This window comes from Pseudomonas sp. CH61, from assembly GCF_059429415.1.
Genome location: NZ_CM182098.1, coordinates 1,561,176 through 1,587,611, shown reverse-complemented (window position 1 = coordinate 1,587,611; position 26,436 = coordinate 1,561,176). Strand labels below are relative to the sequence as shown.

23 protein-coding genes are annotated in these 26,436 nt (G+C 60.6%); 19 read left to right on the top strand and 4 right to left on the bottom strand.

The window, feature by feature from the left end:
- The first annotated feature begins 295 nt into the window (after positions 1-295).
- The 16 genes from AC5SEM_RS07100 (at position 296) to AC5SEM_RS07025 (ending at position 18,170) form a co-directional block, all read left to right on the top strand.
- Positions 296-1,648: a UDP-glucose dehydrogenase family protein gene (locus AC5SEM_RS07100; RefSeq protein WP_495472489.1), complete on the top strand. Its 1,353-nt coding sequence runs from the start codon at positions 296-298 to the stop codon at positions 1,646-1,648.
- Positions 1,645-2,682, top strand: coding sequence for an NAD-dependent epimerase (locus AC5SEM_RS07095; protein ID WP_495472488.1), 1,038 nt, complete (start codon positions 1,645-1,647; stop codon positions 2,680-2,682). The genes AC5SEM_RS07100 and AC5SEM_RS07095 overlap by 4 nt, the downstream gene beginning before the upstream one ends.
- Positions 2,683-2,700: 18 nt before the next feature.
- Positions 2,701-3,447, top strand: coding sequence for a sugar transferase (locus tag AC5SEM_RS07090; RefSeq protein WP_495472487.1), 747 nt, complete (start codon positions 2,701-2,703; stop codon positions 3,445-3,447).
- A complete protein-coding gene (locus AC5SEM_RS07085; protein ID WP_495472486.1) occupies positions 3,447-4,094 on the top strand; it encodes a CpsD/CapB family tyrosine-protein kinase in 648 nt (215 codons plus the stop codon). Before AC5SEM_RS07090 ends, AC5SEM_RS07085 begins: the two co-directional genes overlap by 1 nt.
- A 21-nt stretch (positions 4,095-4,115) precedes the next feature.
- Positions 4,116-5,138 carry a polysaccharide biosynthesis/export family protein gene (locus AC5SEM_RS07080; protein WP_495472485.1) on the top strand — a complete coding sequence of 341 codons (1,023 nt, stop codon included), beginning with the start codon at positions 4,116-4,118 and terminating at the stop codon, positions 5,136-5,138.
- A gap of 16 nt (positions 5,139-5,154) precedes the next feature.
- A complete protein-coding gene (locus AC5SEM_RS07075) occupies positions 5,155-6,747 on the top strand; it encodes a GumC family protein (RefSeq protein ID WP_495472484.1) in 1,593 nt (530 codons plus the stop codon).
- Positions 6,744-7,835, top strand: coding sequence for a glycosyltransferase family 4 protein (locus AC5SEM_RS07070; protein ID WP_495472483.1), 1,092 nt, complete (start codon positions 6,744-6,746; stop codon positions 7,833-7,835). The genes AC5SEM_RS07075 and AC5SEM_RS07070 overlap by 4 nt, the downstream gene beginning before the upstream one ends.
- Positions 7,832-9,199 (top strand): O-antigen ligase family protein, encoded by a 1,368-nt coding sequence (locus AC5SEM_RS07065; RefSeq protein WP_495472482.1) that lies wholly within the window; start codon positions 7,832-7,834, stop codon positions 9,197-9,199. The genes AC5SEM_RS07070 and AC5SEM_RS07065 overlap by 4 nt, the downstream gene beginning before the upstream one ends.
- Complete coding sequence (locus tag AC5SEM_RS07060) at positions 9,196-10,164, top strand: glycosyltransferase (protein ID WP_495472481.1); 969 nt, start codon at positions 9,196-9,198, stop codon at positions 10,162-10,164. Before AC5SEM_RS07065 ends, AC5SEM_RS07060 begins: the two co-directional genes overlap by 4 nt.
- Complete coding sequence (locus AC5SEM_RS07055; protein WP_095047547.1) at positions 10,157-11,293, top strand: glycosyltransferase; 1,137 nt, start codon at positions 10,157-10,159, stop codon at positions 11,291-11,293. Before AC5SEM_RS07060 ends, AC5SEM_RS07055 begins: the two co-directional genes overlap by 8 nt.
- A gap of 13 nt (positions 11,294-11,306) precedes the next feature.
- On the top strand, positions 11,307-12,308 hold the full coding sequence (locus AC5SEM_RS07050; protein WP_495472480.1) for a polysaccharide deacetylase family protein: 1,002 nt from the start codon (positions 11,307-11,309) through the stop codon (positions 12,306-12,308).
- Positions 12,305-13,612, top strand: coding sequence for an oligosaccharide flippase family protein (locus AC5SEM_RS07045; protein ID WP_495472479.1), 1,308 nt, complete (start codon positions 12,305-12,307; stop codon positions 13,610-13,612). The genes AC5SEM_RS07050 and AC5SEM_RS07045 overlap by 4 nt, the downstream gene beginning before the upstream one ends.
- Positions 13,609-15,528, top strand: coding sequence for a hypothetical protein (locus AC5SEM_RS07040; RefSeq protein ID WP_495472478.1), 1,920 nt, complete (start codon positions 13,609-13,611; stop codon positions 15,526-15,528). The genes AC5SEM_RS07045 and AC5SEM_RS07040 overlap by 4 nt, the downstream gene beginning before the upstream one ends.
- Positions 15,529-15,596: 68 nt before the next feature.
- The gene (locus AC5SEM_RS07035; RefSeq protein ID WP_495472477.1) at positions 15,597-16,286 is read left to right on the top strand and encodes an N-acetyltransferase; all 690 of its coding nucleotides are present in this window, start codon (positions 15,597-15,599) and stop codon (positions 16,284-16,286) included.
- A gap of 4 nt (positions 16,287-16,290) precedes the next feature.
- Positions 16,291-17,481 carry a GNAT family N-acetyltransferase gene (locus tag AC5SEM_RS07030; RefSeq protein WP_495472476.1) on the top strand — a complete coding sequence of 397 codons (1,191 nt, stop codon included), beginning with the start codon at positions 16,291-16,293 and terminating at the stop codon, positions 17,479-17,481.
- Positions 17,478-18,170, top strand: coding sequence for a GNAT family N-acetyltransferase (locus AC5SEM_RS07025; protein WP_495472475.1), 693 nt, complete (start codon positions 17,478-17,480; stop codon positions 18,168-18,170). The genes AC5SEM_RS07030 and AC5SEM_RS07025 overlap by 4 nt, the downstream gene beginning before the upstream one ends.
- Positions 18,171-18,295: 125 nt before the next feature.
- Here the strand turns inward: AC5SEM_RS07025 and AC5SEM_RS07020 are convergent, their stop codons facing one another.
- The gene (locus AC5SEM_RS07020) at positions 18,296-19,093 is read right to left on the bottom strand and encodes a class I SAM-dependent methyltransferase (protein ID WP_495472474.1); all 798 of its coding nucleotides are present in this window, start codon (positions 19,091-19,093) and stop codon (positions 18,296-18,298) included.
- A 320-nt stretch (positions 19,094-19,413) separates the two neighbouring features.
- Here AC5SEM_RS07020 and AC5SEM_RS07015 point away from each other — a divergent pair, with 320 nt between their 5' ends.
- Positions 19,414-19,719 (top strand): addiction module antidote protein, encoded by a 306-nt coding sequence (locus AC5SEM_RS07015; protein WP_495472473.1) that lies wholly within the window; start codon positions 19,414-19,416, stop codon positions 19,717-19,719.
- Between the two features lie 134 nt (positions 19,720-19,853).
- Here the strand turns inward: AC5SEM_RS07015 and AC5SEM_RS07010 are convergent, their stop codons facing one another.
- The gene (locus AC5SEM_RS07010; protein ID WP_495472472.1) at positions 19,854-20,753 is read right to left on the bottom strand and encodes a LysR family transcriptional regulator; all 900 of its coding nucleotides are present in this window, start codon (positions 20,751-20,753) and stop codon (positions 19,854-19,856) included.
- A 129-nt stretch (positions 20,754-20,882) separates the two neighbouring features.
- Here AC5SEM_RS07010 and AC5SEM_RS07005 point away from each other — a divergent pair, with 129 nt between their 5' ends.
- Together AC5SEM_RS07005 and AC5SEM_RS07000 are read left to right on the top strand one after the other, a co-directional pair.
- Complete coding sequence (locus AC5SEM_RS07005) at positions 20,883-21,902, top strand: alpha/beta hydrolase (RefSeq protein WP_495472471.1); 1,020 nt, start codon at positions 20,883-20,885, stop codon at positions 21,900-21,902.
- A 108-nt stretch (positions 21,903-22,010) separates the two neighbouring features.
- Entirely contained in the window at positions 22,011-23,438 is a 1,428-nt protein-coding gene (locus AC5SEM_RS07000; protein WP_495472470.1) for a mechanosensitive ion channel domain-containing protein, read from the top strand.
- Positions 23,439-23,869: 431 nt separating this feature from the next.
- Here the strand turns inward: AC5SEM_RS07000 and ycaC are convergent, their stop codons facing one another.
- Together ycaC and AC5SEM_RS06990 are read right to left on the bottom strand one after the other, a co-directional pair.
- Entirely contained in the window at positions 23,870-24,493 is a 624-nt protein-coding gene (gene ycaC, locus AC5SEM_RS06995) for an isochorismate family cysteine hydrolase YcaC (protein WP_007913541.1), read from the bottom strand.
- 70 nt (positions 24,494-24,563) lie between these two features.
- On the bottom strand, positions 24,564-26,402 hold the full coding sequence (locus AC5SEM_RS06990) for an amidohydrolase (RefSeq protein WP_495472469.1): 1,839 nt from the start codon (positions 26,400-26,402) through the stop codon (positions 24,564-24,566).
- Positions 26,403-26,436: the final 34 nt, after the last annotated feature.

Sequence of the window (26,436 nt, the reverse complement as noted above, 5' to 3'; positions counted from 1 at the left end):
TTTTATCAGGGATAGCGTCAAAAAACCGGTGACTCAAATCTGACACATCGAAGACGCCGCAAGCCTTTAAATTAGCGGCTTTCGACCGTTTATCGCATATTTGAAATCTGAACAAATCTGCACAAAAGCAACAAATTCAATCGCAGCAATGACTTGATGGCCAATCGCCAAAAAATGCTCAAGTGTTATACAGATGCAACATGTCATTTTGCTGACACGCTTTTCAAACGCTGCGCTATACCCCTTTAACTATCTCATTCCGTAGTTAACTTTTTGGTGTTATTGAGGTGCGCAGATGGACGTGAGCGTATTTGGCACTGGCTATGTCGGACTTATACAAGCCGCCGCACTTGCAGATGTCGGTCATCGCGTTTTATGCGTGGACATTGACCCAAATAAAATTAAACAACTGCAACAAGCAGTGCCACCCATTAGCGAGCCAGGTTTGTCCAGCACGCTTGAGGAGAACATCAAGGCCGGTCGTCTGTTGTTCAGTACTCAGGCCAGCGACGCGGTCGAGCATGCCGAGCTGATCTTCATCGCCGTCGGCACCCCGGCCGACGAGGATGGCTCTGCCGACCTCAGCCACGTGCTCAACGTCGCCCGGCAAATTGCTTCGTACATGGAAGCTGACCGCACATTGATCATCAAATCCACGGTGCCGGTGGGCACTGCCGATCAGGTGCTGGCCACCGCCAACAGCGAATTGCTGCGGCGCGGCAAGACTGATCTGCAAGTGCGCGTGGTGTCCAACCCGGAATTCCTCAAGGAAGGCAGCGCCCTCGCCGACTGCATGCGCCCGGACCGGATCATCGTCGGCACCCACGACGACGCGGCCCGCGAGCAGATGAGCGAGCTGTACGCACCCTTTTGCCGCAACCACGAAAAACTGATGTTCATGGACAACCGCAGCGCCGAGCTGACCAAGTACGCGGCCAACGCCATGCTCGCGACGCGCATCAGCTTCATGAACGAGTTGGCCAACCTTACCGAATTGCTTGGCGCCGACATCGAAGCGGTGCGCAAAGGCATCGGTTCAGATCCGCGCATCGGTTACCACTTCATCTATCCGGGCTGCGGCTTCGGTGGCTCGTGCTTTCCCAAAGACCTGCGCGCCCTGCTGCACACCGCCGAACACAACGGCATGCCGCTGAAATTGCTGCGCAGCGTCACCGACGTCAACGACCTGCAGCGGCACATCCTCTTCAGCAAACTCAAAGCACAGTTCCCGCAAGGCCTGGCGGGTAAATCGATCGCGATCTGGGGCCTGGCATTCAAGCCAAACACCGATGACATGCGCGAAGCCCCGAGCCGTTACCTGATGGATGCGCTGTGGGCCGAGGGCGCCAGCGTGCAGGCTTACGACCCGGAAGCTATGTCCGAATGCCGACGCATTTACGGTTACCGCAACGACCTGCACCTATGCGCCACCCGCGACGACACTCTGGAAGACGCCGACGCCCTGGTGATCTGCACCGAGTGGAAAAACTTCCGCGTGGTCGATTTCGAACTGCTCGCCGAAAAACTGCGTTCAAAGGTCATCATCGACGGTCGCAACCTGTACAACCCGGAACAAGTGGCGGCCGCCGGCCTGCATTACAGCGGCATCGGTCTGCGCCACATTGCCCCAGAAGGGCTGCGGCCATGAAGGTGCTGGTCACCGGTGCGGCCGGTTTCATTGGTGCCCATTGCGTGTTGCGGCTGATGCGCGACGGGCATGCGGTGGTCGGCCTGGACAATTTCAACGGCTACTACGACCCGCAACTCAAGCACGACCGCGTGCAGTGGGTGCGTGAGCAGGCCGGCGATTTCCAGCTCGCTACGGTTGACCTGGCCGATGCCTCGGCCATCGAAGCACTGTTTGTCCGCGAACGTCCGCAAGTGGTGATCCACCTCGCCGCGCAGGCTGGGGTGCGTTACTCGCTGGACAACCCACGGGCCTATCTGGACAGCAACCTCAACGGCTTCCTCAACATTCTCGAGAGCTGCCGGCATCACCCGGTCGAACACCTGATCTACGCCTCGTCGAGTTCGGTCTACGGCGCCAACCAGCACACGCCGTACTCGGTGCAGGACGGCGTCAATCACCCGCTGTCGCTGTACGCCGCCACTAAAAAAGCCAACGAGCTGATGGCGCACAGCTACAGCCACTTGTTCGGCATTCCCTGCACCGGCCTGCGCTTTTTCACTGTGTACGGGCCTTGGGGCCGGCCAGACATGTCACCGATCCAGTTCGCCCGGGCGATCAGCGAAGGCACTCCGCTGAAGCTGTTCAACTACGGCGAGCACCAGCGCGACTTCACCTACATCGACGACATCATCGAGAGCATCGCCCGCCTTATCGAGCAGCCACCGCAGGTCAATCCGCAGTGGGATCGCGAGCAGCCCGACCCGGCCAGCAGCATGGCGCCGTGGCGCCTGTTCAATATCGGCGGGCAGCACCCGGTCGAGCTGAAAACCTATCTGGCGCTGCTGGAAAAGCACCTCGGTCAGACCGCCATTGTCGAGTTGCTGCCGCTGCAACCGGGCGACGTGCTCAACACTTGCGCCGAGGCCAGCGATCTGGCCCAGGCCACCGGATTTCAGCCCCGGATAGAGCTGGATGAGGGACTCGGACGCTTTATCGCCTGGTTCCGCGACTACTACCCCACTGCCTATCGCCCACGCGCCGTTCGCGGCTGAATTCATGTGGAGGACTCCATGACTGGACATGAGAAAGGTGTACCGATCCTAGAAATGCGCCGCGACAAGCGCGTGGATCCCGAGCACCGAATGCGTCTCGACGCGGCGATTCATCGCCAGGGTCGCGGCTGGTTCACCGGCCGCGACGGCGGTCGCCCATGGCAACTGTCACGCACCAATCGCGTGGTCGCCTGCCTTGGGGCGCTGCTGATCCTGGTGCTGATTTCGCCGTTGTTGATCGGTCTGGCGCTGACCATCAAATTCACCAGCGAAGGCCCGGTGATGTTCGTGCAGAAACGCACCGGTTATCGCGGGCGCAAATTCGGCATGTACAAATTCCGCACCATGGTCGCCAACGCCGAAGAGTTGAAAGAGTCACTGCGTCACCTTAACAAGCACGGTGCCGACGCGATCGATTTCAAGATCGACCACGACCCGCGCATCACCCGCATCGGCGGTTTCCTGCGGCGCACCAGCCTTGATGAACTGCCCAACCTGATCAATGTAGTGACCGGCGACATGCGCCTGGTCGGCCCGCGTCCGACCTCGTTCAACGCCTATCGCTACAAGGACAATCACCTCGCGCGTCTGGCGATCTTCCCCGGCATGACCGGCCTGTGGCAGATCTCCGGACGCAGCAATATCGACTTCGACCAGCGCGTTGAGTTGGACCTCAGCTACATCGCCGAGCAGAGCCTTCTGCTTGATCTGAAGATTCTGTTGAAAACCCCCTTCAAAGTATTCAGCGGCCACGGAGCAAGCTAATGGACGGTTCAACCAACAAAAGCCTGAGCATCGCCACCCCCAGCGAATCGAACCTGACCTCGACCGTGCTGGATCTCGATCTGCGGATCCTGTTCCTGACCGCCGCCAACCCCGGCTCAGGCACCACCACCAGTGCCGTGGCGCTGGCCAGCCAACTGGCGCAAATGAGCAGCGGCCAAGTGCTGCTGGTCGATGCCAGTCAGTCGGCGAGCAATCTCACCCAGCAGTTGAACCTGAGCAAGGAGCGCGGCCTGCGCGACTTGCTGTTCAACCCGGACAAACCGCCGCTGTTGCAGGACTGCGTGGTGCAGGTCTCGAGCCTGCCGTTCCACGTGCTGCCCAACGGCCGGCCGATCCGCACCCTGGAGCACCTGACCGCCGAGCGTCTGAGCCCGTTGCTTGATCAATTGGGCAGCCAGTACCGCTTTGTGGTGATCGATGGCGACGCGGTGTACTCCGACGCCGACACGCTGGTCATCAGCACGCAAGTCGATGGTGTGGTGCTTGTCGTACGCGCCGAAGACACCCGCTGGGAAGTCGCGCAAGCCGCCGTGCAACGCCTGACTCAGGCCGGGGCAAAAGTGGTCGGTAGCGTGTTCAACCGGCGCAAGTACTACATGCCCAAATGGCTTTACAAAAACCTGTAAGCGAACGCAAAGGATGACGCCATGAACGCCAAAATGCTTGTCCTGCTGTTGCTGCCGCTTGCAGGCTGCTCCAGCAATTCCGACACCCGCAACATGCCGGTGAATATCCTCACCGCGACACCGGCCAATGCGCAAGCCACCGACATGCCGAGGGTCGAGCAGACCCTGCGCCCGAAAGATGTGCTGGATGTGATTTTCCACATCAGTACCAGCGGCTCGAACGCTTACCGCGTGCAGTCGGGTGACCAGATCGGCCTGAACTTCACCGCTGCCAGTCAGCTCAACGGCACGCAACTGGTGCTGCCTGACGGCACCATCGAACTGCCGGGCGCCAACACCTCGGTGAAAATTGCCGGGCTGACCAGCGACGAGGCGCGGCAGGAAATCCAGCGCGCCTATCAACGCAAGCAACTGTTCCAGCCCAACCGCAATCAACTCTCGGTGCAGATTCTGAGCCCGCTGAGCAACGAGCAGAACCTCAAAAGCGCGCTGAACCACCCGGCCACCGGCATGAGCCGCGAAATCACCGTCGGCACCGATGGCTATGCGAGTTTTCCGGAAATCGGCGCCGTGCCGCTGCAAGGCATGACCGTCAATCAACTGGAAACCTTCCTCAACAGCAAGTACGCGCAACTGCCAGGACGGATGACTGTGGATGTGCTGCTGAAATCCACCGCCGGCAACGAGATCTACGTGCTCGGCGAAGTCGCTCAACCGGGCTCGTACCCGATCCGCCGGCCGGTGTCGGTGCTTGAGGCGCTGACCCTGGCGCGCGGCACCAATGTCAAGGCGCGTCTCGATTCGGTAGTGATCATGCGGCGCAATGGCAATCAGGTGCAGGCCATGAACTACGACGTAGAGAAAGCCCTGTCCGGCGATGCGCCACAGATCGCCTACCTGCAACCGGACGACATGCTTTACGTGCCAAAAACCAAACTGGCCAGCGCCGGCGAACTCGCCCGCCAACTGGCCGACGTAGTGCTGTTCCAGGGCGTGGGTTTCAGCTTCGGCTACCGCGTCGACAACAAAGGCAGTAACAACTGACTCTCAGGTGAACGACATGACTCCGAAAGAAAATTACCTGCACGAGTTCTTCAGGATTTTCTTCGCCAACAAGCAACTGGTGAAGCGCATCTTCCTGATCTTTGCAGTGATCGCGCTGTTGCTGCCGCTGTTGCTCAAACAGAGCTTCGATATCACCGCGCAGGTGATCGTGCAGTCGAAAAAACTCTCCCAGGGCGATGCGACCACCTCGCTGACCCAGGACAACGCCACCTTCATTCCTCCATCGCTGGCGGATATGGAAACCGAAAGCAACATCCTCCGTTCGCCGGCGCTGATCCGTCAGACCATCAGCGAACTGCGCGACCAGGGTCAGTACAACCCGCCGCCGGGGATGCTCAGCAAGCTGGTTGGCGAACCGTTCAAGCGCTACGTCAGCACGCCGCTGCGCGAATACGTGATCAATCCGCTGCGTGATGCAATGGGCATGGAAACCGATCCGGTGCGCGACACGGTGCTGGATGGATTGACTCAGGAGGCCATCGACAATCTGAAAATTGAAACCCTGCCGGGTTCCAATGTCATCTCGATCCTCTACAACTTCCCTGATCCTGCCCAGGGCACGACGTTCGTTGCCACGCTGCTGCGCAACTATCTGGTCGATCGTCAGGCGTTGCAATCGATCGAGCTGCCGCAATCGTTCTACGAGACCAAGAAGCATCAGTATCAGGTCCGCCTCGATGGCCTGGAAGGCGCGCGGCTGAGCCTGCTGGAAAGCGTCGGTTCGTCCGATCCGAAAGAGGAAATCACCTTTCGCCTCAACGCGATCAACACCGAAGAGCAGGCACTCAACCTGTATCGCGATCGCTTGCTGCAAAGCCAGCGCTGGCTCGATTACCTGAAAACCAGCCTGGCCACCGCCAACACCAACAAACTCAATGACTACACCTTTCCGTTCACCTTCACGACGACGGTGGACAACATCGCGTTCGAAGACCGCGAGATCCGGCAGATGGGCGAGGCGCTGACCACTCAGGTCAGCCGCTATATGAACGACCTGGCGATATTCCAGCCCAGCAGCGAACCGATGTTGCTGGCCCGCGAGCAGATTGCCCGCACACGCCAGCAGTTCCTCAAAGTGGTCAACAACCGCATCCAGGAACGCACGATCGACCTGTCGGTGGTCAGCCAGGTCATCGAGCAGAAAACCGCGCGCATTGCCGACTTCAAGAATCGCATCCATCAATTGCAGCAAACCCAAAGCAAGCTGCGCCAGATGGACACCGAGATCGGCGCATTGCACGCAGCGTTCTCAACCTATGCGCAACGCTTTGCCGAAAGCAGCACGACGCGCGCGCTGGATAACGACTTGTCCAACGCCCGTGTCTTGAGCCCGCCGTATGAACCGACCGAGGCGGCGTTTCCCAAGCCGATGCTGATCATTCCGTTTGGTCTGCTCACCGGACTGCTGCTGGCCATTGCCTTCGTCTATGTACGTGAGTTCTTCGATCACCGCTTCAAGCATCCTGCGCAAATCAGCCATGAACTGGGCCTGCCGGTGCTGTTGGTGCTCAACGAAGAAACGTCGCAGCCGGGCAATCCGCACAAGAACTGGACCGTGCCGAGCCTGGTTCACTGGGTGCGCAATTGAACGCGGCGTCCACCCCGTGCGTCGCCCTGCCGATCATTCATTTGCTCAGCAGCGGCGGCTTCTACGGCGCCGAGCGGATGTTGCTGGATCATTGCCTGGCGACGCCGGGGCAGCACCAGGTGCTGTTCCTCGATGCGCCTCCAGAGCTGATCGAGCGCTTTCGCCAGGCCGGGGTGGACGCTCGCGCCTGTGCCGGGCTCGGCGGACTGCTGTGGCACCTGCATCAGCGCCGTGGTGACAAGCCGTTGCTCAACACGCACAACTTCAAAGGGCTAGTGTTCGGCTGGGTCGGCGCCACTGTGTTGCGCCTGCCGCTGGTGATCACTCAGCACGGTTTCACCCCGCGCAGTCGCAAGCAGAAGTTCTACACCTGGCTAAGCCTGCAACTGTGCCGCACGGCCTCAGTGAAGCGGGTGGTCTGCGTCGCGCAAAGCATCGCTGCGCTGCACCGTCAGGCCGGCGTCCGTGCCGAGAAGTTGCAGGTGATTGCCAACGGTTTGCCAGCGGCGCCAGCACTGCCGCCGGCGCTGGAACGACAACGCTGGCTGGTCGGTTACGTCGGCCGGTTGAGCAGCGAGAAAGGCCCGGATCTGTTTCTCGATGCGCTGATTGCGTTGTGTCACCAGCATCCGCAACTGGACGCCGTGATGCTCGGTGACGGTCCGGAACGTGAGGCCTTGCAGGCGCGTATCGACGCTGCCGGTTTACCACAGCGGATTTGCTTGCCGGGCTATCAGACGGCGATGCAAGGCTGGTGGCAGCAACTCGATGCGCTGGTGATCAGCTCGCGCACCGAGGGTACGCCGATGATTCTGCTTGAAGCGATGCAGGCCGGTGTGCCGGTGGTGGCGTTCGCGGTCGGTGGCATTCCCGATGTCTTGCAGGACCGCCACAACGGCCTGCTCGCCGCACCGACCGATACCGCCGCCCTCGCCCGTCAGCTCGACACGTTGCTGGCCGAACCGCAGCTGGCCGCACAACTACGCGACAACGCCAGACGCACACAACAGGAACGCTACGACCTCAAGGCTTTGGCTGAACGCTGGTCGCAGTTGTACATCCACACGGCACGGGAGGCACGCGCATGATTTTCCCGCTCTCGATCGTCAGCCTGCTGGCACTGGTCTGCATGGCTTTGCTGGTCAGTCCTTATCCGTATCTGGCGCCGGGGGCAGTGCTGGGGCTGCTGGGTTTCACGGTGCTGTACCGCAAACCGTCGTGGGGCCTGCTGGGCATTGCCGCGCTGGTACCGTTTGAAGGGTTCTTCAAGGACAGCGCGTTATCCGGGAGCAAATTGATCGGTGCTTCGCTGGCGCTGATCCTGGCGCTGCAACTGGCATTGCACCAGATTCCATCGCAGCGCCTGCGCAGCAATCTGTGGCGCTACCTGATCGGTTTCATGACGCTGTACCTGTTGAGCCTGATCGCCACCGACAACATGGGCATGTCACAGAGTCATCTGCGTGAACTGAGTGTGGGCCTGATTCTGTTCGTGATCACTTTGTTGATCGGCCGCGAACTGAACCTCGATCTGTTCGCCCGACTGGTCACGCTCAGCGTCAGCGCCACCTGCGCGATGGCGATGTTTTCCAGCCGATTCCAGGACAAGGGCCGCGCCGCCGGCCTGCTCGATGACCCGAATGCCTTTGCTCTGCTGATTGCCTTCGCCGTGCCGCTGGGCCTGCTGCTGGTGATTCGCGGCCCGAACCTGCTGCACCGTCTGTTCTGGGCGGGCTGCTGTCTTTTGCTGCTCGGCGGCATGACCAAAACGGAGTCGCGCTCAGGCTTGGTGGTACTGGCCTTGAGTCTGGCGATCGGGGTCTGGCATTACCGCCAGCACCTCAACCGTATCCGTCCCCGGCATTTAGGATTCGCCATGCTCGGCGCGGCCATCGTGCTGCCATTGGCGATTTATGCGATGCCTGCCGGTTATCTGGCGCGCATCCAGTCGCTGAGTATCTTGAGCGCCGGGGCCAAGGCTCAGGATGAATCCCTCGGCCGTCGCGCCTCGTACATTGTCGTCGGCAGCCAGATCATCCGCGAGCATCCGCTGCTCGGCTCGGGCCCGGGGACCTTCCCGTTGCACTACGCAACCACCGGTTATGCCAAGGCATTCTCGGCCAACCGCAAGATCGGCGACCTGTATCGCCGGGCGCATAACACTTATCTGGAGATCTTCAGCGAATTGGGGATTCCCGCCGGCCTGCTGTTTGTCGGCATGCTCGTGCAGGGTTTCTACAACCTGATCCGCGCACGACGCGAATGGCTGCAACGGCGCGAGTGGCAGCACGCCGACCTGATGACCCATCTGGGCATGAGTTTTCTGTCGTTGACGTTGTTCCTGATGTTTCTCAGCGCGCCGAACCTGAAATACCTGTGGATCATGCTTGCACTGACCTGGGTGCTGCGCCTGAAAGCCGAGCAAGCACCGCTGACGGAGGCCAAGGCATGAGCCGGATCAGCATCGTCATTCCGATGTACAACGAGGCACGGCACATCGGCCGCACCCTCCTGGCCGCTCGCAAAGCTGCGAACGCCGCCGACATCGACTGTGAACTGATCGTCGTCGACAACGGTTCCACTGATGACGGGCCACAGATCGCCCGCGCATTCGGCGCTCAGGTGCTGGTGCTGCCCGGCCTGCTGATCGGCGCTTTGCGCAATCGTGGCGCAACCGTTGCCAGCGGTGAATGGCTGGCGTTCATTGATGCCGACATTGAAATGCCCGAAAACTGGCTGAGCGAATTGTTCGCTCTCGACGCGCAGAATCAGGGCGACATTTTTGGCCTGGATCTGCACACCCCCGCCGCCGCGCCGTGGTACGCGACCGCCTGGCAACGGCGCATGTTGCGTCCATCAGCGCACGCCAATCGCACCGTGGACTGGCTGCCCAGCGCCAACCTGTTGATGCGCAAACGCTGGTTTGACGTCGTCGGCGGATTCAACGAAACCCTGCGCACCGGCGAAGACAAGGAATACACCTTGCGTCTGAGCACACAGGGCGCTCGGCTGCTGTCGACCAGCAACAGCATCGCCCTGCATTGGGGCTACGAAATGAACTGGCGCGAGTGGATGGGCAAGGAGCTGTGGCGCCAAGGCAGCCACCTGCAGTTGCTGCGCACCCATGGCATGAGCCTGCGCCTGCTGCGTTTTCCGCTGCTGTCGTTACTGGTCTGGATGACGGATTTTCTACTGATCGTGGCCTTGCTCGCCGGCCTCGCGCAGCTCGCGATGATCCTGCTGGTGCTGACTCTGCTGCCGAGTCTGGCGCTCAGCGTGCGACAGAGTATCAAGCACCACAATGCTCGCCTCACCTTGCAGCTGTGGGGTCTGCACTGGTTACGCCTGCACCTGCCCAGCGCGGCACTTGTTCTCAGTCTGTGTCATTGGAACGCCAGGAGGCCCGCCCGTGGCTGAATTCATTTTTTGCCTGTGCCTTGTGCTGCCGGCGTACGCCTACATCGGCTATCCGCTGCTGCTGACCTTGCTGGCGCCGCTGTTCCCGGCCTGGCGGCACGCGCCGGCGCCGCCGTTGAACGTCAGCATCGTCATCGCCGCGCACAACGAGGCGCGTCACATCGAGCACAAGTTGCGCACCCTGCTGGCCCAGGATTATCAGCCCGCCACGCTGCAGATCATTCTCGCCAGCGACGGCTCGAGCGATGACACCGTGGCCTGCGCGCACAAAGTGATCGATCCGCGCATCACCGTCCTCGACCTGCCGCGCCAGGGCAAAGCCGCCACACTGAATGCCGGCGTCGCCGTGAGCAGCGGCGACATTCTGGTGTTCACCGACGCCGACAACCAATGGTCGCGCGACACCCTCGGCCATTTGCTCGCGCCATTGAGTGATCCGCAGGTCGGTGCCTGCGCCGGGCACATGGTGATCCCGGTCACCGGTGGTGGCCTGAGTATTGGCGACAGCCTCTATCGGCATTACGAAGGCTGGTTGCGCCGGGTCGAGAATCGCACCGGCTGCATGGTCTCCGCCGACGGCGCCCTGCTCGCCTTGCGCCGCGAGCTGTTCCAGAACGTACCGGCCGAAGTCAACGACGACTTCTTCATCAGTACCTGCGCGCCGGTCGCGCACAAACGCATCGTTTACGTACCCCAGGCGCAGGTGATCGACCAGGGCGTCGACGAAGCGGGCAAGCAGTGGCGCCGCCGCCAGCGGGTCACCGTCGGCGGCCTGCAAAGCCTGGCGCAACGCAGCGCCCTGCTGAATCCGTTCAAGTACGGCCTTTATTCCATCGCCTTGATCAGCCACAAACTGATCCGCCGCCTCGCGCCGATTCTCTTGCTGCCGCTGCTGCTGAGCAATTTCTGGCTGTGGAACGAGCACGGTTTCTATCGCCTGAGCCTGGTGGCGCAATTGCTCGGTTACGCGGTGGCCATCGCCGGCCTGCTGGATTCGCAACACCGTTTGCCGAAGCCGTTCCGCCTCGCGGCGTTCCTGCTGGTGACGCTGGCCGGCATGAGCGTCGGTCTGTGGCAGTTCCTGCGCGGGCAACGTTACGCACAGTGGAATCCTGACCAGAATCGTTGAGAGGACTCATGCCATGGCGATCAAACAACTGCTAAAACGCACCAGCGGCTGGCTTTATCTCAACTCGTCAGTGGGGCGCAACCAGTTGCACGGTGCCGGGGTCATTCTGATGCTGCACCGGGTGCTGGCCAACGACCGTGCCGCCAACCTCCCGCACCGCAATGAATTGTGCGTCGGGCCCAAGGCCTTCGAGCATTTACTGCTGTGGCTGCGTCGGCATTTCGATTGCGTGCCGCTGTTGGAAATCCTCCAGCCCAATTCGCTGCGCAGCGAGCGCCCACGGGTGGCGCTGACCTTTGATGACGGCTGGCGCGACAACGCCGTCAACGCCTTCCCGCTGCTGCAGAAACATCAGGTACCGGCGAGCATTTTCCTCTCCACCGATTTCATCGGCAGCCGTCAGCGTTTCTGGTGGGAAAGCCTTGGCGAAACCCTGTGGGGCAGCCACGGGGAAAAAGCGCGGATGCACTTGATCGAGTGCCTGCAGTTCATGCATCACCCATTGCCGGTATTGCTCGATGACATCGATGTCGACCGCCGCAGCCTGGCGCTGCTGCATTTCCTCCAAGGGTTGAAGACGCTTGACCCGCAGGAACTGGAAAAACTCACCGATGAGTGCCCAGCCGAATCACAGCCGCAAGCGCTGGACTGGCATCAAGTGCGCGCGCTGGAGGCTTCCGGTCTGGTGCGCTTTGGCCCGCACGGTGCCAGCCACGCCATCCTCACCGGCCTTGATGATCAGCGCCTGAACGAAGAAATCAGCCGCAGCCGCGATGCCTTGTACAACGGCTGCAACCGCCCACTGCCGGTGTATTGCTACCCCAACGGCGACAACGATGAACGCGTGCGCGAGCAGATCGCCAATCACGATTATCCGTTCGCCCTCGGCACCGGCACCGGCATTTATCGCGGCGAAGGCGACCCGCTGAACCTGCCGCGCTTCGGCGTCAGTCAGCGCATCGCGTGCAATCCGGCGTTGTTGTCGTGGCGCATTTATCGCGGAGCACGGCCATGAGTCGCGGCAGCTACCTCAAGCATCTGGCCCTGAGCATGGGCACCAAACTGGCAATGATCGCCTTGCGCCTGCTGCGCAATGTGTTGCTGGCGCGGATTCTCGGCCCGAGTGAACGCGGTTTGTTCGCCCTGCTCAGCACCCTGCCGGATCTGATCAGCGCGGCCACCAGCGGCGGCTTGAATTCGGCAGTCGGTTATCAAGCGGCCAATCAGCGGCCGATGGGCGTGTTGCTCGCTCAGGTGTTGGTGTTCGGCTGTCTTCTGGCCGGGCTGCTGACCTTGCTGGTGGTCGCGCTGGCCCGTGAGTTCGGCAGCGAACTCGATGTGACGATGCAGCTTGGTCTGCTGGCGTGGCTGTTGCTGCTGGCGGTGCCGCTTACCGTGCTTAAAAGCGGTCTGCTGACCTTGCACAACGCATCGGGCGGCGTGGTCGCCTTCAATGTTCTGCGGCTGATCGAATCCCTCGCGCCGCTGCTGTTGTTTGTTGCGCTGTTCTGGATGTGGAAGGAGGCAGCACTCGAAGCCGCGCTGATCAGTTGGCTGGCCGGCATCAGTCTGGTGGTGCTGGTCGGCTGGATGTGGCTCAAACGCGCACAACCTCTGCAACTGCAATGGGATCGTGCGAGCCAGAACGAGCTGCTGCGATTCAGTGCGCGCAGCCATCCGGACCTGCTGTTTCAACAGATCATTCTGCGCTCCGACTACCTGTTTATCGGCGCCCTGCTGGGCAGTACCGCGCTCGGCCACTACGCCATGGCCAGCGCCGCCGCCGAACTGTTGCTGATCGTTCCGGAGGCAGTCACCACACCGCTGATGAAGCGACTGCTGCAACAGGAAAAAGGCATGGACAAGGTCACGCCGCTGGCGCTACGCCTGACCGCCACGGTGATGCTCGGCGCCTGCCTGACCATGGCAGTGATCGGCGAATGGTTGATCGTCACCCTGTTCGGCGTCGCGTATCAACCGGCGTATCCGGCGCTGCTCGCGTTGCTGCCCGGCCTGCTGGGCTTGTGCTATGCGAGCATTCTGCGTCTGGATCTGATTGGCAAGGATCGCCCGGGCACGGTGTCGTTGCTGATGGGCATCGGCGCCATACTCAACCTGTCGCTGAATCTGCTGTTGATTCCTGCCTACGGCATTGTCGGTGCAGCGGCGGCCTCATCGATCGCCTATCTGGCGGTGACGGTGGCGATGCTGGTGCTTTATTGCCGCTTGAGCAACGTGCCGTTCTGGCAAACCTTGATCATCCTGCCCAGCGACATCACCCCGATGTGGTTGATGCTGCAACGTCGGAAGACCGCATGAAACGCCTGGCCCTGCTGTTCGGACTCGGCCTGACGCTGAACGGTTTCGCGGCGCCGATGCAGTGGGGCGATATCCGTGACGGCAGTTTGTATTTGCAAGCGGATCGCCCGGACACCGTGACAGTGCGCTGGGTGCCGGCATGGCAGGCCGAGGCCAATGAAGAGCATATTTATCTGCTCGACGGTCAGGGCAAGCTGCAGGGCGAACGGCTGATCAAGGCCAGCGAAACTCGCGGTTCGCAGAGCTGGCCGTTGCTGCCCGGGGCTGCCAGTTATCGACTGGAGATTCCCGGCTACAGCTTCCGCAGTTATCGCGTCGAGCATGACGATAAAACAGTGGCGCTGTTCAGCCCGGCCAAAGTGCATTTCAGTGTCGAAACCGGCAATGGCGATGAGCTGTTTTTCCAAGTGGCACCGGGAGAACACGCGGTGCTGAACGGCAAATACCATGGCGGGGTCAACGCGCTGCAAGCCCAGCGCATGGACGATGGACAACAACTGTCGTTGGCCCTCAAGCCTTACCGCGCCTATTGGCAATTCGACCAAGTGGCCTTGCCGGTCAGCGACCAGCCCCAGGTCTGGCGCTTGCGCCTGCAGGGCAGCGGCAAAGCGGCATTCTGGCTCGACGGCACAGCCAATCTGTTTGCGCAAAATCCGCAGCAGCTCCAGCCCTTGCGTGAAGAGCCGGGCCAGGTACGCCTGACCCTGCACGATAAGGTCCTCGGTCGCACCCCCGATCTGGGCATTGCCCTGCCCAATCTCATGCCGCCCGCGGCCAGTCATGCCGCACTGGATGCCTTGAAACCGAGTGCGGCGAGTTATTACAGCTACGTTGACGTCACTTCGAAAAATACCCGTGTCGCAGACCCGGTTCGTCAGCTCTATCAGACTCGCTTCGGCATCCGCCAGGACATCACCCTGCTCGCAGGCACCGGGCGCCGGGCCGATCTGCGTGCCGACGTGCAAAGCAACAACGGCCTTGAGGCATGGCTCGCTGGCACTCGTGCCCTGGAGGGTCAAGGTACGCATTACATCGGCTTCGCCGACGAGCCGAACCTGAACTATTCGAGCTACGAAGATTATCGGGCAATTTTTGTCAGCATGGCCCGCCAGGTGCGCAGCGATCCGGCCAATGCCAAGGCCGGCGTACGCATCGCAATGCCCGCCAGTTCACGTTTTGTCAACGGGCCGTTCGCCCGCAACGCAGCGGACAAGCGCGGCATCGATTGGGCGCGGCGTCTACTCAGTGAATCCGCCGATCAGGTCGATGCATTGGCCTGGCATGAATGGATGATTCGCGACTTGCTGGCGACCCGGGTCTACCGCGACAGCGTGCGCCGCGCAGCAGACCTGGTGGGGCTGGACGCTAACGGTCAGCCACGCAAAGCGTTGCTGCTGGATCAGACCAATCTGTCCAGTGGCTCCGCCCTGAGCCCCTACGATCAGGAAACCCATTACACCGCTCTGTGGTGGGCCTCGGTGGTCATCAACGCCTCTCAGGACGGCCTGCTGAGCATGCTCAACTGGTTTCAGGCCGCCGACGAACCGCCCTACGGCAAGGGCATGGTGCGGGTGCTGGACAATGGTCGTTTTGAATTGAAACCGGTGGGCCTTGCCCAGCAATTCATCGCCCGGAATTGGCTGCCACAAGTGCTGCAACTGGATAACGATGCCTTTGAGGTGGATGTCCTGGCGATGGCCGGCGACGAGCAGCGCGCACTGCTCGGGGTGAACAAAGGCACGCGCCTGCAACGGGTTGATCTGAGCGGCGCCAAGTGCCCGCTGAAGCAAAGCGCCTTGCGTTTGTTCGGCGCTGACAATCGCAGCCGCGACATACCGTTTGCCTGCGAAAACGGGCGCGTACGTTTCGAATTACCAGGGCAAACCCTGTTTGCCCTGAACTGGAGCGCTTCATGAACCGCCCTTCGATGTTCTGTCCCGCGAGCGTCTTGCTGTGCGTGGGACCTTCAACAGGAGAAGAGACCATGGATGTTTTGCAAAAACTCAGCGGACATATCCGTCGTAAAGGCCTGCGAGCGACCTTGGCGAAGATCCGCAGAATGTACATTTTTGCCCATCAGGAACTGCTGTGGATGGAGCGCGATCTGGTCAGCCCCGTGCCGCCGCACAACCTCAAACCCTACCCGCCGCTGCGCGTAATGAAGATCACCGCCGACAACGCCAGCGCCTTCACCCGTTACTTCGGCGACCGTGTCGGCGTCATGGCCGAGCTGGCCAGTGAAGGTCACACCGGGCATATGCATGTCGACGAGCAAGGCGATGCCGTAGCGTTTATCTGGGGCACGCCGCGCGACTATTTCGATCGGCATTACTACGGTTGCCGGTTCCCGGTGAAACCCGGCGAGTTCTTCGAATTCGGTGGCGAAATGACCCGTGCCTACTGGGGCAGCGAGTTGTCAGTCGATGTGCAAGTGCGCCTGTGGAAAACCATGGCCGCCAAAGGCTGCCGCAAAGTGGTCGATGTCTGTGACTCGTGCAACATCCCCGCGCTCAAGCTGCACCTGCGCATGGGCTATACCGAACAACAGCGGATCATGAATATCTACACGCTGTTCGGCCGCTGGCGCTTCTATCGCGAAACCCGCTACAGCGGCTCGCGTCTGGCGGCGCTGGGTAAAACTTCCCGTCCACCTGTCACAGCAACGGCGGCCTGAACCCATGGTGATGCGATTCGAATGGCGCACCTCCCTGTGCGCTGCCGACTTCCCGGCGAAGGCCTACGAGGCACTGCGCCTGCGCGTGGCCGACCACACGCCGTTCAACAATCTTGGCTGGTTGTGCGCGGCAGAGCAGGCCCTGGACGAGGATCAGCGCCTGCATATTCTGCTTGGCTGGGAAGCCGAGCAATTGCTGCTGTGCCTGCCACTGGTGGCCAGCCGCGAACGCTTCGCTGGCGTACCGTTTCGCGTTTTGCATCACTTGGGTTATCCAATGGCCGATCGCCTGGCCTTGCTGTCGTTGCTCGGCAGCGAAGACATGCACAAGGCACTGGTGCTGATCCGTAAGCATCTGCCCCACGCGCTGCTGCAACTCAATGAACTGTCGGAACCTGCCGGTGAAGAAAGTGCGCTCACCGAATGGATGGCGCGCAGTTCCACGGCTGAACGACGCCTGAGTTGCCGAGTGCCGGTGCATCTGATCAGCGACGCCGATCATCAGGAGATCTCCGGTGACCCGCGCTACAAGTTGCGTCGGGCACGCAAACGGATTACCGCATGCGGTGCACAAGTGCGGCGAATCACCGCCGATGCGCTGTCGATGCCTACGATTTTGGAAGCGCTGCAGGAAGTCGAGTCGGTCAGTTGGAAAGGTGACGAGGGCGTCGGGATATTCGCCACCGAACGCAGTCGTCAGTGGATGCAAAGCGCCTTCACCGCCCTCGCCGACCAAGGCCTGGTGCGGGTCGTGACGCTGGAGCTGAACGGCCGCTGCATCAGCTATCGCCTCGGCCTGCTCGAACAGGGCCGCCTCTACGATTACAACCTGGCGTTTTTGCCGCAGTACGCCGACCTCGGTAGTGGCCGGGTATTGCTGGAGGAATGGATTCGTTGGGGGCTGGATGAGCACTGGCGCTGGATCGATGCGTCGCGGGTCAGCCTGGAAAACTCCAGCCATCAACTGCACGAACGCATGACCGGGCAACTGGAACACTGGCGCTGGAGTTTCTACTCATGGCGCCCGAGCGGTCTGCTGCTGGGCCTGGGGCTACGCCTTTGGCACCACGTCAAACCGGCCCTGCAAAAATGGCGCGCACCGCATGCCGGCAACTCGACGGCGGCGAACACATCCGAAATTCAACCGGCAACACCATCCAACACACCTGGGCTAGCGCCTCGGAGGGCATCATGAGCGTCATCGAAAATCTGCTTCTGCGCATCAAACAAAAAGGCCTGCGCCGCACCCTTGGCGCGCTGTGGAAACGTTACGTGTTCGCTCACCGTGAACTGCTGTGGATGGAGCGCGACCTGGTCACGCCGATTGCCGCGAACAAACTGCGCCCCTGCGAAGGTTTGCGCAGAGTCGACATCACCGAGGACAACGCCAAGGCATTCGGCAAGTACTTTGGTGACCGCGTGGAGACCATGGCCGAACTGGCCGCTGAAGGGCATACGGGGCACATGTACCTGGACCAGGACGATCACACCGTCGGGTTTGTCTGGGCCAGCACTCGCGACTATTACGACCGTCACTTCTACCGCTGCACGTTCCCGGTCAAGCCCGGTGAATACTTTCAGTTCGGTGCCGAAATTACCCGGCACTATTTCGGCAGTAGCTTGACCGTCGATGCACAGACCGCACTTTGGCAAGTCATGGCTGCCCGAGGCTTTAAAAAAGTCGTGGATATCTGCGACAACGCCAATGTACAGGCGCTGAAGATGCATATTCGCCTGGGCTATCAGGAACAAGGGCATATCACCCATGTTTACGACCTGTTCGGGCACTGGCGTTTCTTCCGCGAATCGAACTACAGCAACTCGAGACTGGAGGCACTGCGCAAGCCGGAAAGACCGGTAGTGACGGCGGCGGCGCAGGCTTGATTCAGTCTGGATATTTGTGGCGGCTTTGATGCCGCCATCGCGAGCAGGCTCACTCCTACACGGGAACGCATTTCAAATGTAGGAGTGAGCCTGCTCGCGATGAGGCCGGCAGCCGCATCGATCAATCAGGACTTGGTGGCGACCAGGGTAAAGCACATCGGCATCTGCGCCTCTCGATTCAGATACCGGTCATAAACCTCCTCCCGATTCGAATGCGCGTATTCCTTGAAGTGCGCAATGTTCAGCCCTGCCCCGATGGCACCGCTGAAAATCGCCCCCAGCGTATGCACAAACCAATACGACTTCGCTGCCTGCTGTTCAACCTTGCCGACGTAGACAATCGGCTCCTCTTGCACAAACGGCTCTGCGCGGAAGTAGGAACTGGCGAGGCGATACGGATCCTCTGCGTCGGGATCGACCATTTCCAGAAACGGATGGGTTTCGTAGATCACCAGTTTGCCACCCGGTTTCAGGGTCGAGGCGACGTGGCGGAAGAACTCGCCGATGTCCGGCATCCAGTTCAAAACACCAATGGTGATCAGCGCCACGTCGAAGCGGTTCTGCAACGACGCTGGCAAATGATGGATATCGCTTTCGATGAACTCGGCATTGTGCGGTGAACGCTTGTTCAGCTCACGCGCCTGATCGAGAAACGCCGCCGACTGATCGACACCGACCACGCTTCTGGCACCAAGCGCAAACAGCGAGAGACTCTCACGGCCGTTGTTGCAGCCCAGTTGAATCACATCCTTGCCATCGACCTCCAGCAACCCGCTCAGGGTCTCATCGAGGCAGGAGAAATCCGCCCGCGCGACCTCGCCGAGCAGGGCCTGCCAATCAGGCGAATCCTGATGATGGCGGGCGGAATCGTTCCACGCCTGCCGATTGCTCTCGATGGCGGTTTTATTATTGGGCACTTCCATGGCGCACTCCGGACGATGCTCGTGATTGAGCGGATCCGAGTCTAGATCTGCCCGGCAATTGCGGTTGTTGCAAACTTGTAAGCCAATTCGTGTAGGAGCTGCCGCAGGCTGCGATCTTTTGATCTTGGGGTTTAAAGGTCAAGATCAAAAGATCGCAGCCTACGGCAGCTCCTACATATCTGAGTGTTCATGCCTACAAGTGTCGGCGAATTATCAAAACAGATAACGGACACAGCTGACTATTCAACTCTGCTCACGTGGATACCATCACAAAGCGCAGACATCCGACGCGCACAAAAAATGGCTAAGGAGGTTTAACCATGAGCCAGACGTTAACGAATTTCGACGTGGCAGCATTGCTGGACAGTGACGAAGCCATCAGCGAATACCTGTCCCAGGTTCTTGCAGACGGGGATAACGAAGAGTTTCTTCGCGCAATCGGCTATGTGCTCAAGGCGCGCGGGATGACGCAGGTAGCCAAAACTTCTGGCATGGGTCGCGAAAGTCTGTACAAGGCGTTCGCGCCCGGCGCAAAGCCGCGCTTCGAAACGGTTTTGAAAGTTATGCATGCCCTCGGCATCGATCTTTACGCACAGCCGGGGCATGCGATCCACCCGGTTTCCTGAACGGAGGAGCTGCCGGAAACTACGATCTTTTGATCTGGTTTTTCAAGGTCAAAAAGATCGCAGCCTGCGGCCGCTCCCTATAGATTCGTGTTGGGCATCCAGGAACGGCGATCGCGAGCCAGCAAAGACCTATATCAGAGGGCGACGTGGCTCTGGTTCAGGCGTTCGCGCAGAAATTCAACCAGCGCCTGCACCGGTCTGGAAGCCTGACGATGCTGCGGATACACCGCCGACAACGTCAGCGGCTCCGGGCGCAGATCATCCAGCACTGGCACCAGCCGGCCATCCTTCAGCGCTGCACCAACGATGAACGTCGGCAGATACGTAATACCCATCCCCTGCACCGCCGCATCCCTGAGCAACTCGCCGTTGTTAACGCGCATGCGTCCGGTGACATTGACCAACAGCGGCTTGCCCTGCCCCGCGTTGAAGCGCCACTGCACTGACCGCCCGTGCCCATACGGCAGACAATCATGGCTGTGCAGATCTTCAGGCTTGAGCGGCGTGCCGCGCTCGGCGAGGTACGCCGGACTGGCGCAGTACACCCGTTCGATCGAGGCGATACGCCGGGCAATCAGCGTCGAGTCTTCCAGCACGCCAATGCGCAGCGCCAGATCGTAACCCTCACCGAGCAAATCCACCGGCCGATCACTCAGATCGACCTCAACCGTGACCTCGCGATAACGCTGCAAGAACAGCGGCAACAAACAGCCCAGATGCGCCACGGCGAACGACAGCGGCGCACTCAGGCGAATCGTCCCGCGTGGCTCGGCGGTTTGCCCGGCGATGCCCTGCTCCACTTGCTCGACTTCACCCAACAGGCGCAACGCCGATTCGTAATAACTCTGCCCCAGCGGCGTCACATCGAGTCGCCGGGTCGAACGGTTCAACAATCGCACGCCGAGGCGCTCCTCCAGTTGCATCAAACGCCGGCTGACGAACTGCTTGGACAGGCCCAACTGATCGGCCGCCGAGGTGAAGCTGCCGGAGTCCATGACCTGGCAGAAAATACGCATGTCTTCGAACGGGTTCATTGTCACTCTCTGGTGGACAGTTAAACGCTTTATAGCCGCTTTTTCACTTCTCGGCACCCTATTAATCTGTGTCCACGGTGTTGAAACCAACCCCCCACACACTCAACAAAATCAAAAATGGAATTGAACATGAACATCACGAAAACCCTCGCCGCTTCCCTCCTCGCCCTGTCCATCGGCAATGCATTCGCCGCCGAGACCTCCGGTGTCGAACACAACACCCAAGCCTTCCTCAACGCCCTCGCCGCCGGCGGTGGCAAACCCCTTGAGCAACTGAGCCCGAAAGACGCCCGCGCAGTACTGACCGGCGCCCAGGCTTCGGTGAAAGTGGATCTGTCCGGTGTTGAAGTCAGCGACAAGGCGATCAAGGTCGATGGCCAGACGATCAACCTGAAAGTGGTGCGTCCGGCCAAGGTCAAAGGCGAGTTGCCGGTGTTCATGTTCTTCCACGGTGGCGGCTGGGTGCTCGGTGATTACCCGACCCACCAGCGCCTGATTCGTGACTTGGTGGTGGGTTCTGGCGCGGTTGCGGTGTACGTCGACTACACACCGTCGCCGGAAGCGCAGTACCCGACCGCGATCAACCAGGCTTACGCCGCGACGAAATGGGTGGCTGAGCACGGCAAGGACATCGGTGTCGACGGCAAGCGTCTGGCGGTGGCCGGCAACAGCGTCGGCGGCAACATGGCGGCGGTCGTGGCGCTGATGGCCAAGGAACAGAAAGCCCCGGCACTGCGCTTCCAGCTGCTGATGTGGCCGGTGACCAACGCACAGTTCGACGACGGCTCGTACCAGCAATTTGCCGAGGGCCACTTCCTCACCAAAGGCATGATGCAGTGGTTCTGGGACAACTACACCACCAACCCCGCCGAGCGTGCGCAGATTCACGCCTCGCCGCTCAACGCCAGCGCCGAACAACTCAAAGGCTTGCCTGCGGCACTGGTGCAGACTGCCGAGTTCGATGTGTTGCGTGACGAAGGCGAAGGCTACGCGCGGCACCTGGATGCGGCTGGTGTAGCGGTGACCTCGGTGCGCTACAACGGGATGATTCATGACTTCGGCCTGCTCAATCCGTTGAGTCAGATTCCTGAAGTGAAGGCGGCCGTGCGTCAGGCAGCGGCTGAGCTGAAAACCCACTTGCAGCCTTAACGGCAAAAGATCGCAGCCTTCGGCAGCTCCTACATTGGAATACGTTCTCCTGTAGGAGCTGCCGCAGGCTGCGATCTTTTCACTTGCAGACACCGCGGAGCCAAGGTCATGACATTTTTCTACACCCACCTGCTGTCCTGGAGCGCCGCCCTGCTGCTGCTCGACGCCGTGCTCTGGCACTTCTCGCCCTTCACCCATCGCGCTCCGAGAGTCGGTGTGCGGCTGGCGCTGTTTCTGGCGTTCACGGCGCTGGTGATCAACGCCGGCGTCAGCCCACTGCAAGCACCACAGTTTGTTGATGACCGCGTGGCGCAATTGGGTGCGACGGCACTGGGAATTCTCTGGTGGCTGTACGCCGCGCGGGTGCTGACCGAAGTCATCGGCCTGGCGCTGATGCGTCGCATCGGCCACAGCGGTCGTTTGCTGCAGGACGTGATCGGCGCTCTGGTCTTCCTGGTCGCCACCGTCGCCGCGGCCGGTTACGTGCTGGAGCTGCCGGTGAAGGGTTTGCTGGCAACCTCCGGCGTGGTGGCGATTGTTGTCGGTCTGGCGCTGCAAAGCACCTTGGCCGATGTGTTTTCCGGGATCGTGCTCAACACCACCAAGCCGTATCAGGTGGATGATTTTGTGGTGATCGACGGCGTTGAAGGCAAGGTCTTCGACATCGACTGGCGCGCCACCCACCTGCTGACCAGCGCCGGAACCATGGCGGTGGTGCCGAACTCGGTGGCGGCCAAGGCGAAGATCGTCAACCTCAGCCGTCCGAACAACATGCACGGCGTGTCGATCAGCATTCAGGTGCCGAATCACATTCGCCCGCGCCGGGTGCTCGATGCGCTTGATCGCACCTTGCAGGGCAGCAGCGCTCTGTTGCTGACGCCAGCGCCGAAAGCCGTGCTGAAAGAGGCCGGTGAAACCATGTCGGAATACGTCGCCAGCGGCTTCATCGCCGAGCTCGGCAAGAAAAGCGAAGTTCGCAATCAACTGTTCGACCTCGCCCACCGGCATCTTGAAGCGGCGGGCATTTCGCGGCATCCGGACGGCGTGATCGAGCCGTCGACCCGCGCCCGCACGTTGTTGGATGAAGTGAAAATCTTCCGCTCGCTGAGCAGCGAGGAACGTGATCGCCTCGCCGAATCGATGGTTGCGCAGCAGTATGCGGCGGGCCAGGTGGTGCTGGATCTGGATGAAGTGCCGGACAGTCTGTTTGTGATTGCCACCGGGGTGGTCAGTGCGACTGTGCCTGACGGTGACAGCAAGGTCGAGGCCGGGCGCATGGGGCCGAGTGAGGTCATGGGTGAACAGAGCATTCTGGCCGATACGCCGTCGCAGGCGACGTTCACGGCGTTGACGTCGAGCATCATCTATCGTCTCGACAAGCACCTCACTCGCGAGTGCATGGAGCAGCGCACGGAAGTGGGTCGGGCGTTGAATAAATTGCAGGCGGTGCGTCAGCAGAACAGTCGCCTCGCGTTGATGGCTAAACCGGTGGTGGTGAGGAAAGGTGGGTTTCTCGGTTGGTTGCAGAAGCGCTGATGCGGGGATTTTAAGATCAAAAGCCTACCCCCTCACCCCAACCCTCTCCCCCAAGGGGGCGAGGGGGAAGGGAGCCGATCTCCGTGTGCTTCAAGTCCGGAGTTCGGCTCGATTTCCCCAGGTTGGTGTATTCCGAATGAGCCCCCCGGTCAGTCCCCTCTCCCCAAGATTTCAGAGGAAAAGGGAGCCGATCTTCAAGCTGTTCAAAACTGAAGTTCGGCTCGGTATCGCACGTCGGCGTACCTCGAAACAGCCCCTCGGTCAGTCCCCTCTCCCCAAGATTTCAGAGGAAAAGGGAGCCGATCTTCAAGCTGTTCAAAACTGAAGTTCGGCTCGGTATTGCACGTCGGCGTACCTCGAAAGAGCCCCTCGGTCAGTCCCCTCTCCCTCTGGGAGAGGGCTAGGGTGAGGGGCTCTTCAAGATCAGACGATTACTTGGCAGTGAACTTGGTATAGCTGTTGATCAAATTGCGATAGTTAGGCAGACGCTCCGACAGCAAATGCGCCAACCCTTCCATGTCGTTGCGCCAGTCGCCCTGCAGCTCGCACGCCACAGAGAACCAGTTCAACAGGTGGGCACCCGCCGCTGACATCCGCGCCCACGCCGCTTGCTGCACGGTGGTGTTGAAGGTGCCCGACGAATCCGTCACCACAAACACTTCGTAGCCTTCAGCAATCGCCGACAAGGTCGGGAATGCCACGCAAACGTCCGTCACCACACCGGCGATGATCAGTTGCTTGCGACCGGTCGCCTTGATCGCTTTAACGAAGTCTTCGTTATCCCAGGCATTGATCTGCCCCGGGCGCTGAATGAATGGCGCATCCGGAAACTGCTCACGCAGCTCAGGCACGATCGGGCCGTTCGGGCCTGCGTCGAAACTGGTGGTCAGAATGGTCGGCAGCTTGAAGAACTTGGCGATGTCGCCCAGCGCCAGCACGTTGTTCTTGAATTCGTTCGGAGTGAAATCCTGGACCAGCGAGATCAGACCGGTCTGGTGATCGACCAGCAGTACGACCGCATCATCTTTGTTCAGACGTGTGTAAGGAACGCTCATGGGAAAACTCCTGATGGACGGATGGATGAAGCATTGAGCGCCGACCGGATGGCCGGCGCTTCAGGGAAAATCAGAAAGCGAAGCAGGAACAGCCGAACGCGCCCCAGAAACCGGCGAAGTCGCTGACCGGTGCATTCGACATCCGCGCCTTTTCATGGCTGTGGGTATGCACTGCGCACGGGCCGCTGCACTGGTGAACCTGCGCCTGTAAGGGCGAATTCGGTCGCCAGTGGCCCGGGACTTTCACCACCGGCGACCAGTCCGGCAGCACGGGTATCGAGCGCGGGCCGAGGTCTTCGAAGTCGCCGGCGGCATAAACAATCTTGCCGCCGACCACGGTCAGTACCGACTCGATCCACTTGATCGCTTCTTCTTCGACATGGAAGAAGTCCGCGCTCAGCGCCGCCAGATCCGCCAGTTGCCCGACCTTGATCTGGCCCTTTTTGCCCTGCTCCGAGGAGAACCAGGCGCTGCCGTGAGTGAACAGTTCCAGCGCGGTGGCGCGCGGCAAACCTTCTTCGTACAAGGCCAGGCCACCGACTGTGCGACCGCTGACCATCCAGTACAGCGAAGTCCACGGGTTGTAGCTCGACACCCGCGTCGCATCGGTGCCGGCGCCGACCGGTACGCCTTCGGCGAGCATGCGCTTGATCGGTGGCGTCGCCTCGGCGGCTTGTTTGCCGTAACGGTCGACAAAGTATTCGCCCTGGAAGGCCATGCGATCCTGAATCGCGATGCCGCCGCCCAATGCCTTCACACGCTCGATGTTCTGCGGGGTGATGGTTTCGGCGTGGTCGAAGAACCACGGCAGTCCGTTGAACGGGATGTCTCGGTTGACCTTCTCGAACACGTCGAGCATGCGGCTGATGGATTCGTTGTAAGTGGCGTGCAAACGGAACGGCCAGCGCTGTTCAACCAAGTGGCGCACCACCGGCTCCAGCTCTTCTTCCATGGTGTGCGGCAGATCGGGGCGTGGTTCGAGGAAATCTTCGAAGTCCGCTGCCGAGAACACCAGCATTTCGCCGGCGCCGTTGTGGCGCAGGAAGTCATCGCCCTGATGCAATTTCACGCTGCCGGTCCAGTTCTGGAAATCGCTCAGTTCTTCTTTCGGCTTCTGGGTGAACAAGTTGTAGGCGATGCGCACGGTCAACTGGTCGTCCTTGGCCAGTTGTTCGATCACCTGATAATCATCCGGGTAGTTCTGGAAACCGCCGCCGGCATCAATCGCACTGGTCAGGCCGAGGCGATTGAGTTCGCGCATGAACTGGCGGGTCGAGTTGACCTGATATTCCAGCGGCAGCTTCGGCCCCTTGGCCAGCGTCGAATAGAGGATCATCGCGTTCGGTCGCGCAACCAGCATGCCGGTCGGGTTGCCGTTGCTGTCGCGGACGATCTCGCCACCCGGCGGGTTCGGCGTGTCGCGGGTGTAGCCGGCAACGCGCAGCGCGGCGCGGTTGAGCAAGGCGCGGTCATACAGGTGCAGGATGAACACCGGGGTGTCCGGTGCGGCCTGGTTGATTTCTTCCAGAGTTGGCATGCGTTTTTCAGCGAACTGGAATTCGTTCCAGCCACCGACCACGCGCACCCATTGCGGAGTCGGCGTGCGGTCAGCCTGATCCTTGAGCATGCGCAACGCATCGGCCAGCGACGGCACGCCTTCCCAGCGCAGTTCGAGGTTGTAGTTCAAACCGCCACGGATCAGGTGCAAGTGCGAGTCGTTGAGGCCCGGGATGACGCAGCGACCGTGCATATCGACCACTTGCGTGTTCGGCCCGCGCAGGGCCATGGCCTGGTTGTCGTTGCCGACGACGACGAAACGGCCGTCGGTGATGGCCACGGCACTGGCCAGCGGTTTGGTGCGGTCTACGGTATGAAACTGGCCATTGAATAAAATCAGATCGGCGCTCATCGCAGTTCCTCAAGCAAAGTGAAAAGGAGCGAAC

Excerpts from the sequence above, each read along its gene's own strand:
- AC5SEM_RS07065 (WP_495472482.1), top strand. The coding sequence starts at position 7,832 with ATGATTTTCCCGCTCTCGATCGTCAGCCTGCTGGCACTGGTCTGCATG.
- AC5SEM_RS07060 (WP_495472481.1), top strand. The coding sequence starts at position 9,196 with ATGAGCCGGATCAGCATCGTCATTCCGATGTACAACGAGGCACGGCAC.
- AC5SEM_RS07035 (WP_495472477.1), top strand. The coding sequence starts at position 15,597 with ATGGATGTTTTGCAAAAACTCAGCGGACATATCCGTCGTAAAGGCCTG.
- AC5SEM_RS07075 (WP_495472484.1), top strand. The coding sequence starts at position 5,155 with ATGACTCCGAAAGAAAATTACCTGCACGAGTTCTTCAGGATTTTCTTC.
- AC5SEM_RS07090 (WP_495472487.1), top strand. The coding sequence starts at position 2,701 with ATGACTGGACATGAGAAAGGTGTACCGATCCTAGAAATGCGCCGCGAC.
- AC5SEM_RS07100 (WP_495472489.1), top strand. The coding sequence starts at position 296 with ATGGACGTGAGCGTATTTGGCACTGGCTATGTCGGACTTATACAAGCC.
- AC5SEM_RS07010 (WP_495472472.1), bottom strand. The coding sequence starts at position 20,753 with ATGAACCCGTTCGAAGACATGCGTATTTTCTGCCAGGTCATGGACTCC.
- AC5SEM_RS07045 (WP_495472479.1), top strand. The coding sequence starts at position 12,305 with ATGAGTCGCGGCAGCTACCTCAAGCATCTGGCCCTGAGCATGGGCACC.
- AC5SEM_RS07050 (WP_495472480.1), top strand. The coding sequence starts at position 11,307 with ATGGCGATCAAACAACTGCTAAAACGCACCAGCGGCTGGCTTTATCTC.
- AC5SEM_RS07095 (WP_495472488.1), top strand. The coding sequence starts at position 1,645 with ATGAAGGTGCTGGTCACCGGTGCGGCCGGTTTCATTGGTGCCCATTGC.
- AC5SEM_RS07000 (WP_495472470.1), top strand. The coding sequence starts at position 22,011 with ATGACATTTTTCTACACCCACCTGCTGTCCTGGAGCGCCGCCCTGCTG.
- AC5SEM_RS07040 (WP_495472478.1), top strand. The coding sequence starts at position 13,609 with ATGAAACGCCTGGCCCTGCTGTTCGGACTCGGCCTGACGCTGAACGGT.
- AC5SEM_RS07025 (WP_495472475.1), top strand. The coding sequence starts at position 17,478 with ATGAGCGTCATCGAAAATCTGCTTCTGCGCATCAAACAAAAAGGCCTG.
- AC5SEM_RS07080 (WP_495472485.1), top strand. The coding sequence starts at position 4,116 with ATGAACGCCAAAATGCTTGTCCTGCTGTTGCTGCCGCTTGCAGGCTGC.
- AC5SEM_RS06990 (WP_495472469.1), bottom strand. The coding sequence starts at position 26,402 with ATGAGCGCCGATCTGATTTTATTCAATGGCCAGTTTCATACCGTAGAC.
- AC5SEM_RS07005 (WP_495472471.1), top strand. The coding sequence starts at position 20,883 with ATGAACATCACGAAAACCCTCGCCGCTTCCCTCCTCGCCCTGTCCATC.
- ycaC (WP_007913541.1), bottom strand. The coding sequence starts at position 24,493 with ATGAGCGTTCCTTACACACGTCTGAACAAAGATGATGCGGTCGTACTG.
- AC5SEM_RS07020 (WP_495472474.1), bottom strand. The coding sequence starts at position 19,093 with ATGGAAGTGCCCAATAATAAAACCGCCATCGAGAGCAATCGGCAGGCG.
- AC5SEM_RS07015 (WP_495472473.1), top strand. The coding sequence starts at position 19,414 with ATGAGCCAGACGTTAACGAATTTCGACGTGGCAGCATTGCTGGACAGT.
- AC5SEM_RS07030 (WP_495472476.1), top strand. The coding sequence starts at position 16,291 with ATGGTGATGCGATTCGAATGGCGCACCTCCCTGTGCGCTGCCGACTTC.
- AC5SEM_RS07085 (WP_495472486.1), top strand. The coding sequence starts at position 3,447 with ATGGACGGTTCAACCAACAAAAGCCTGAGCATCGCCACCCCCAGCGAA.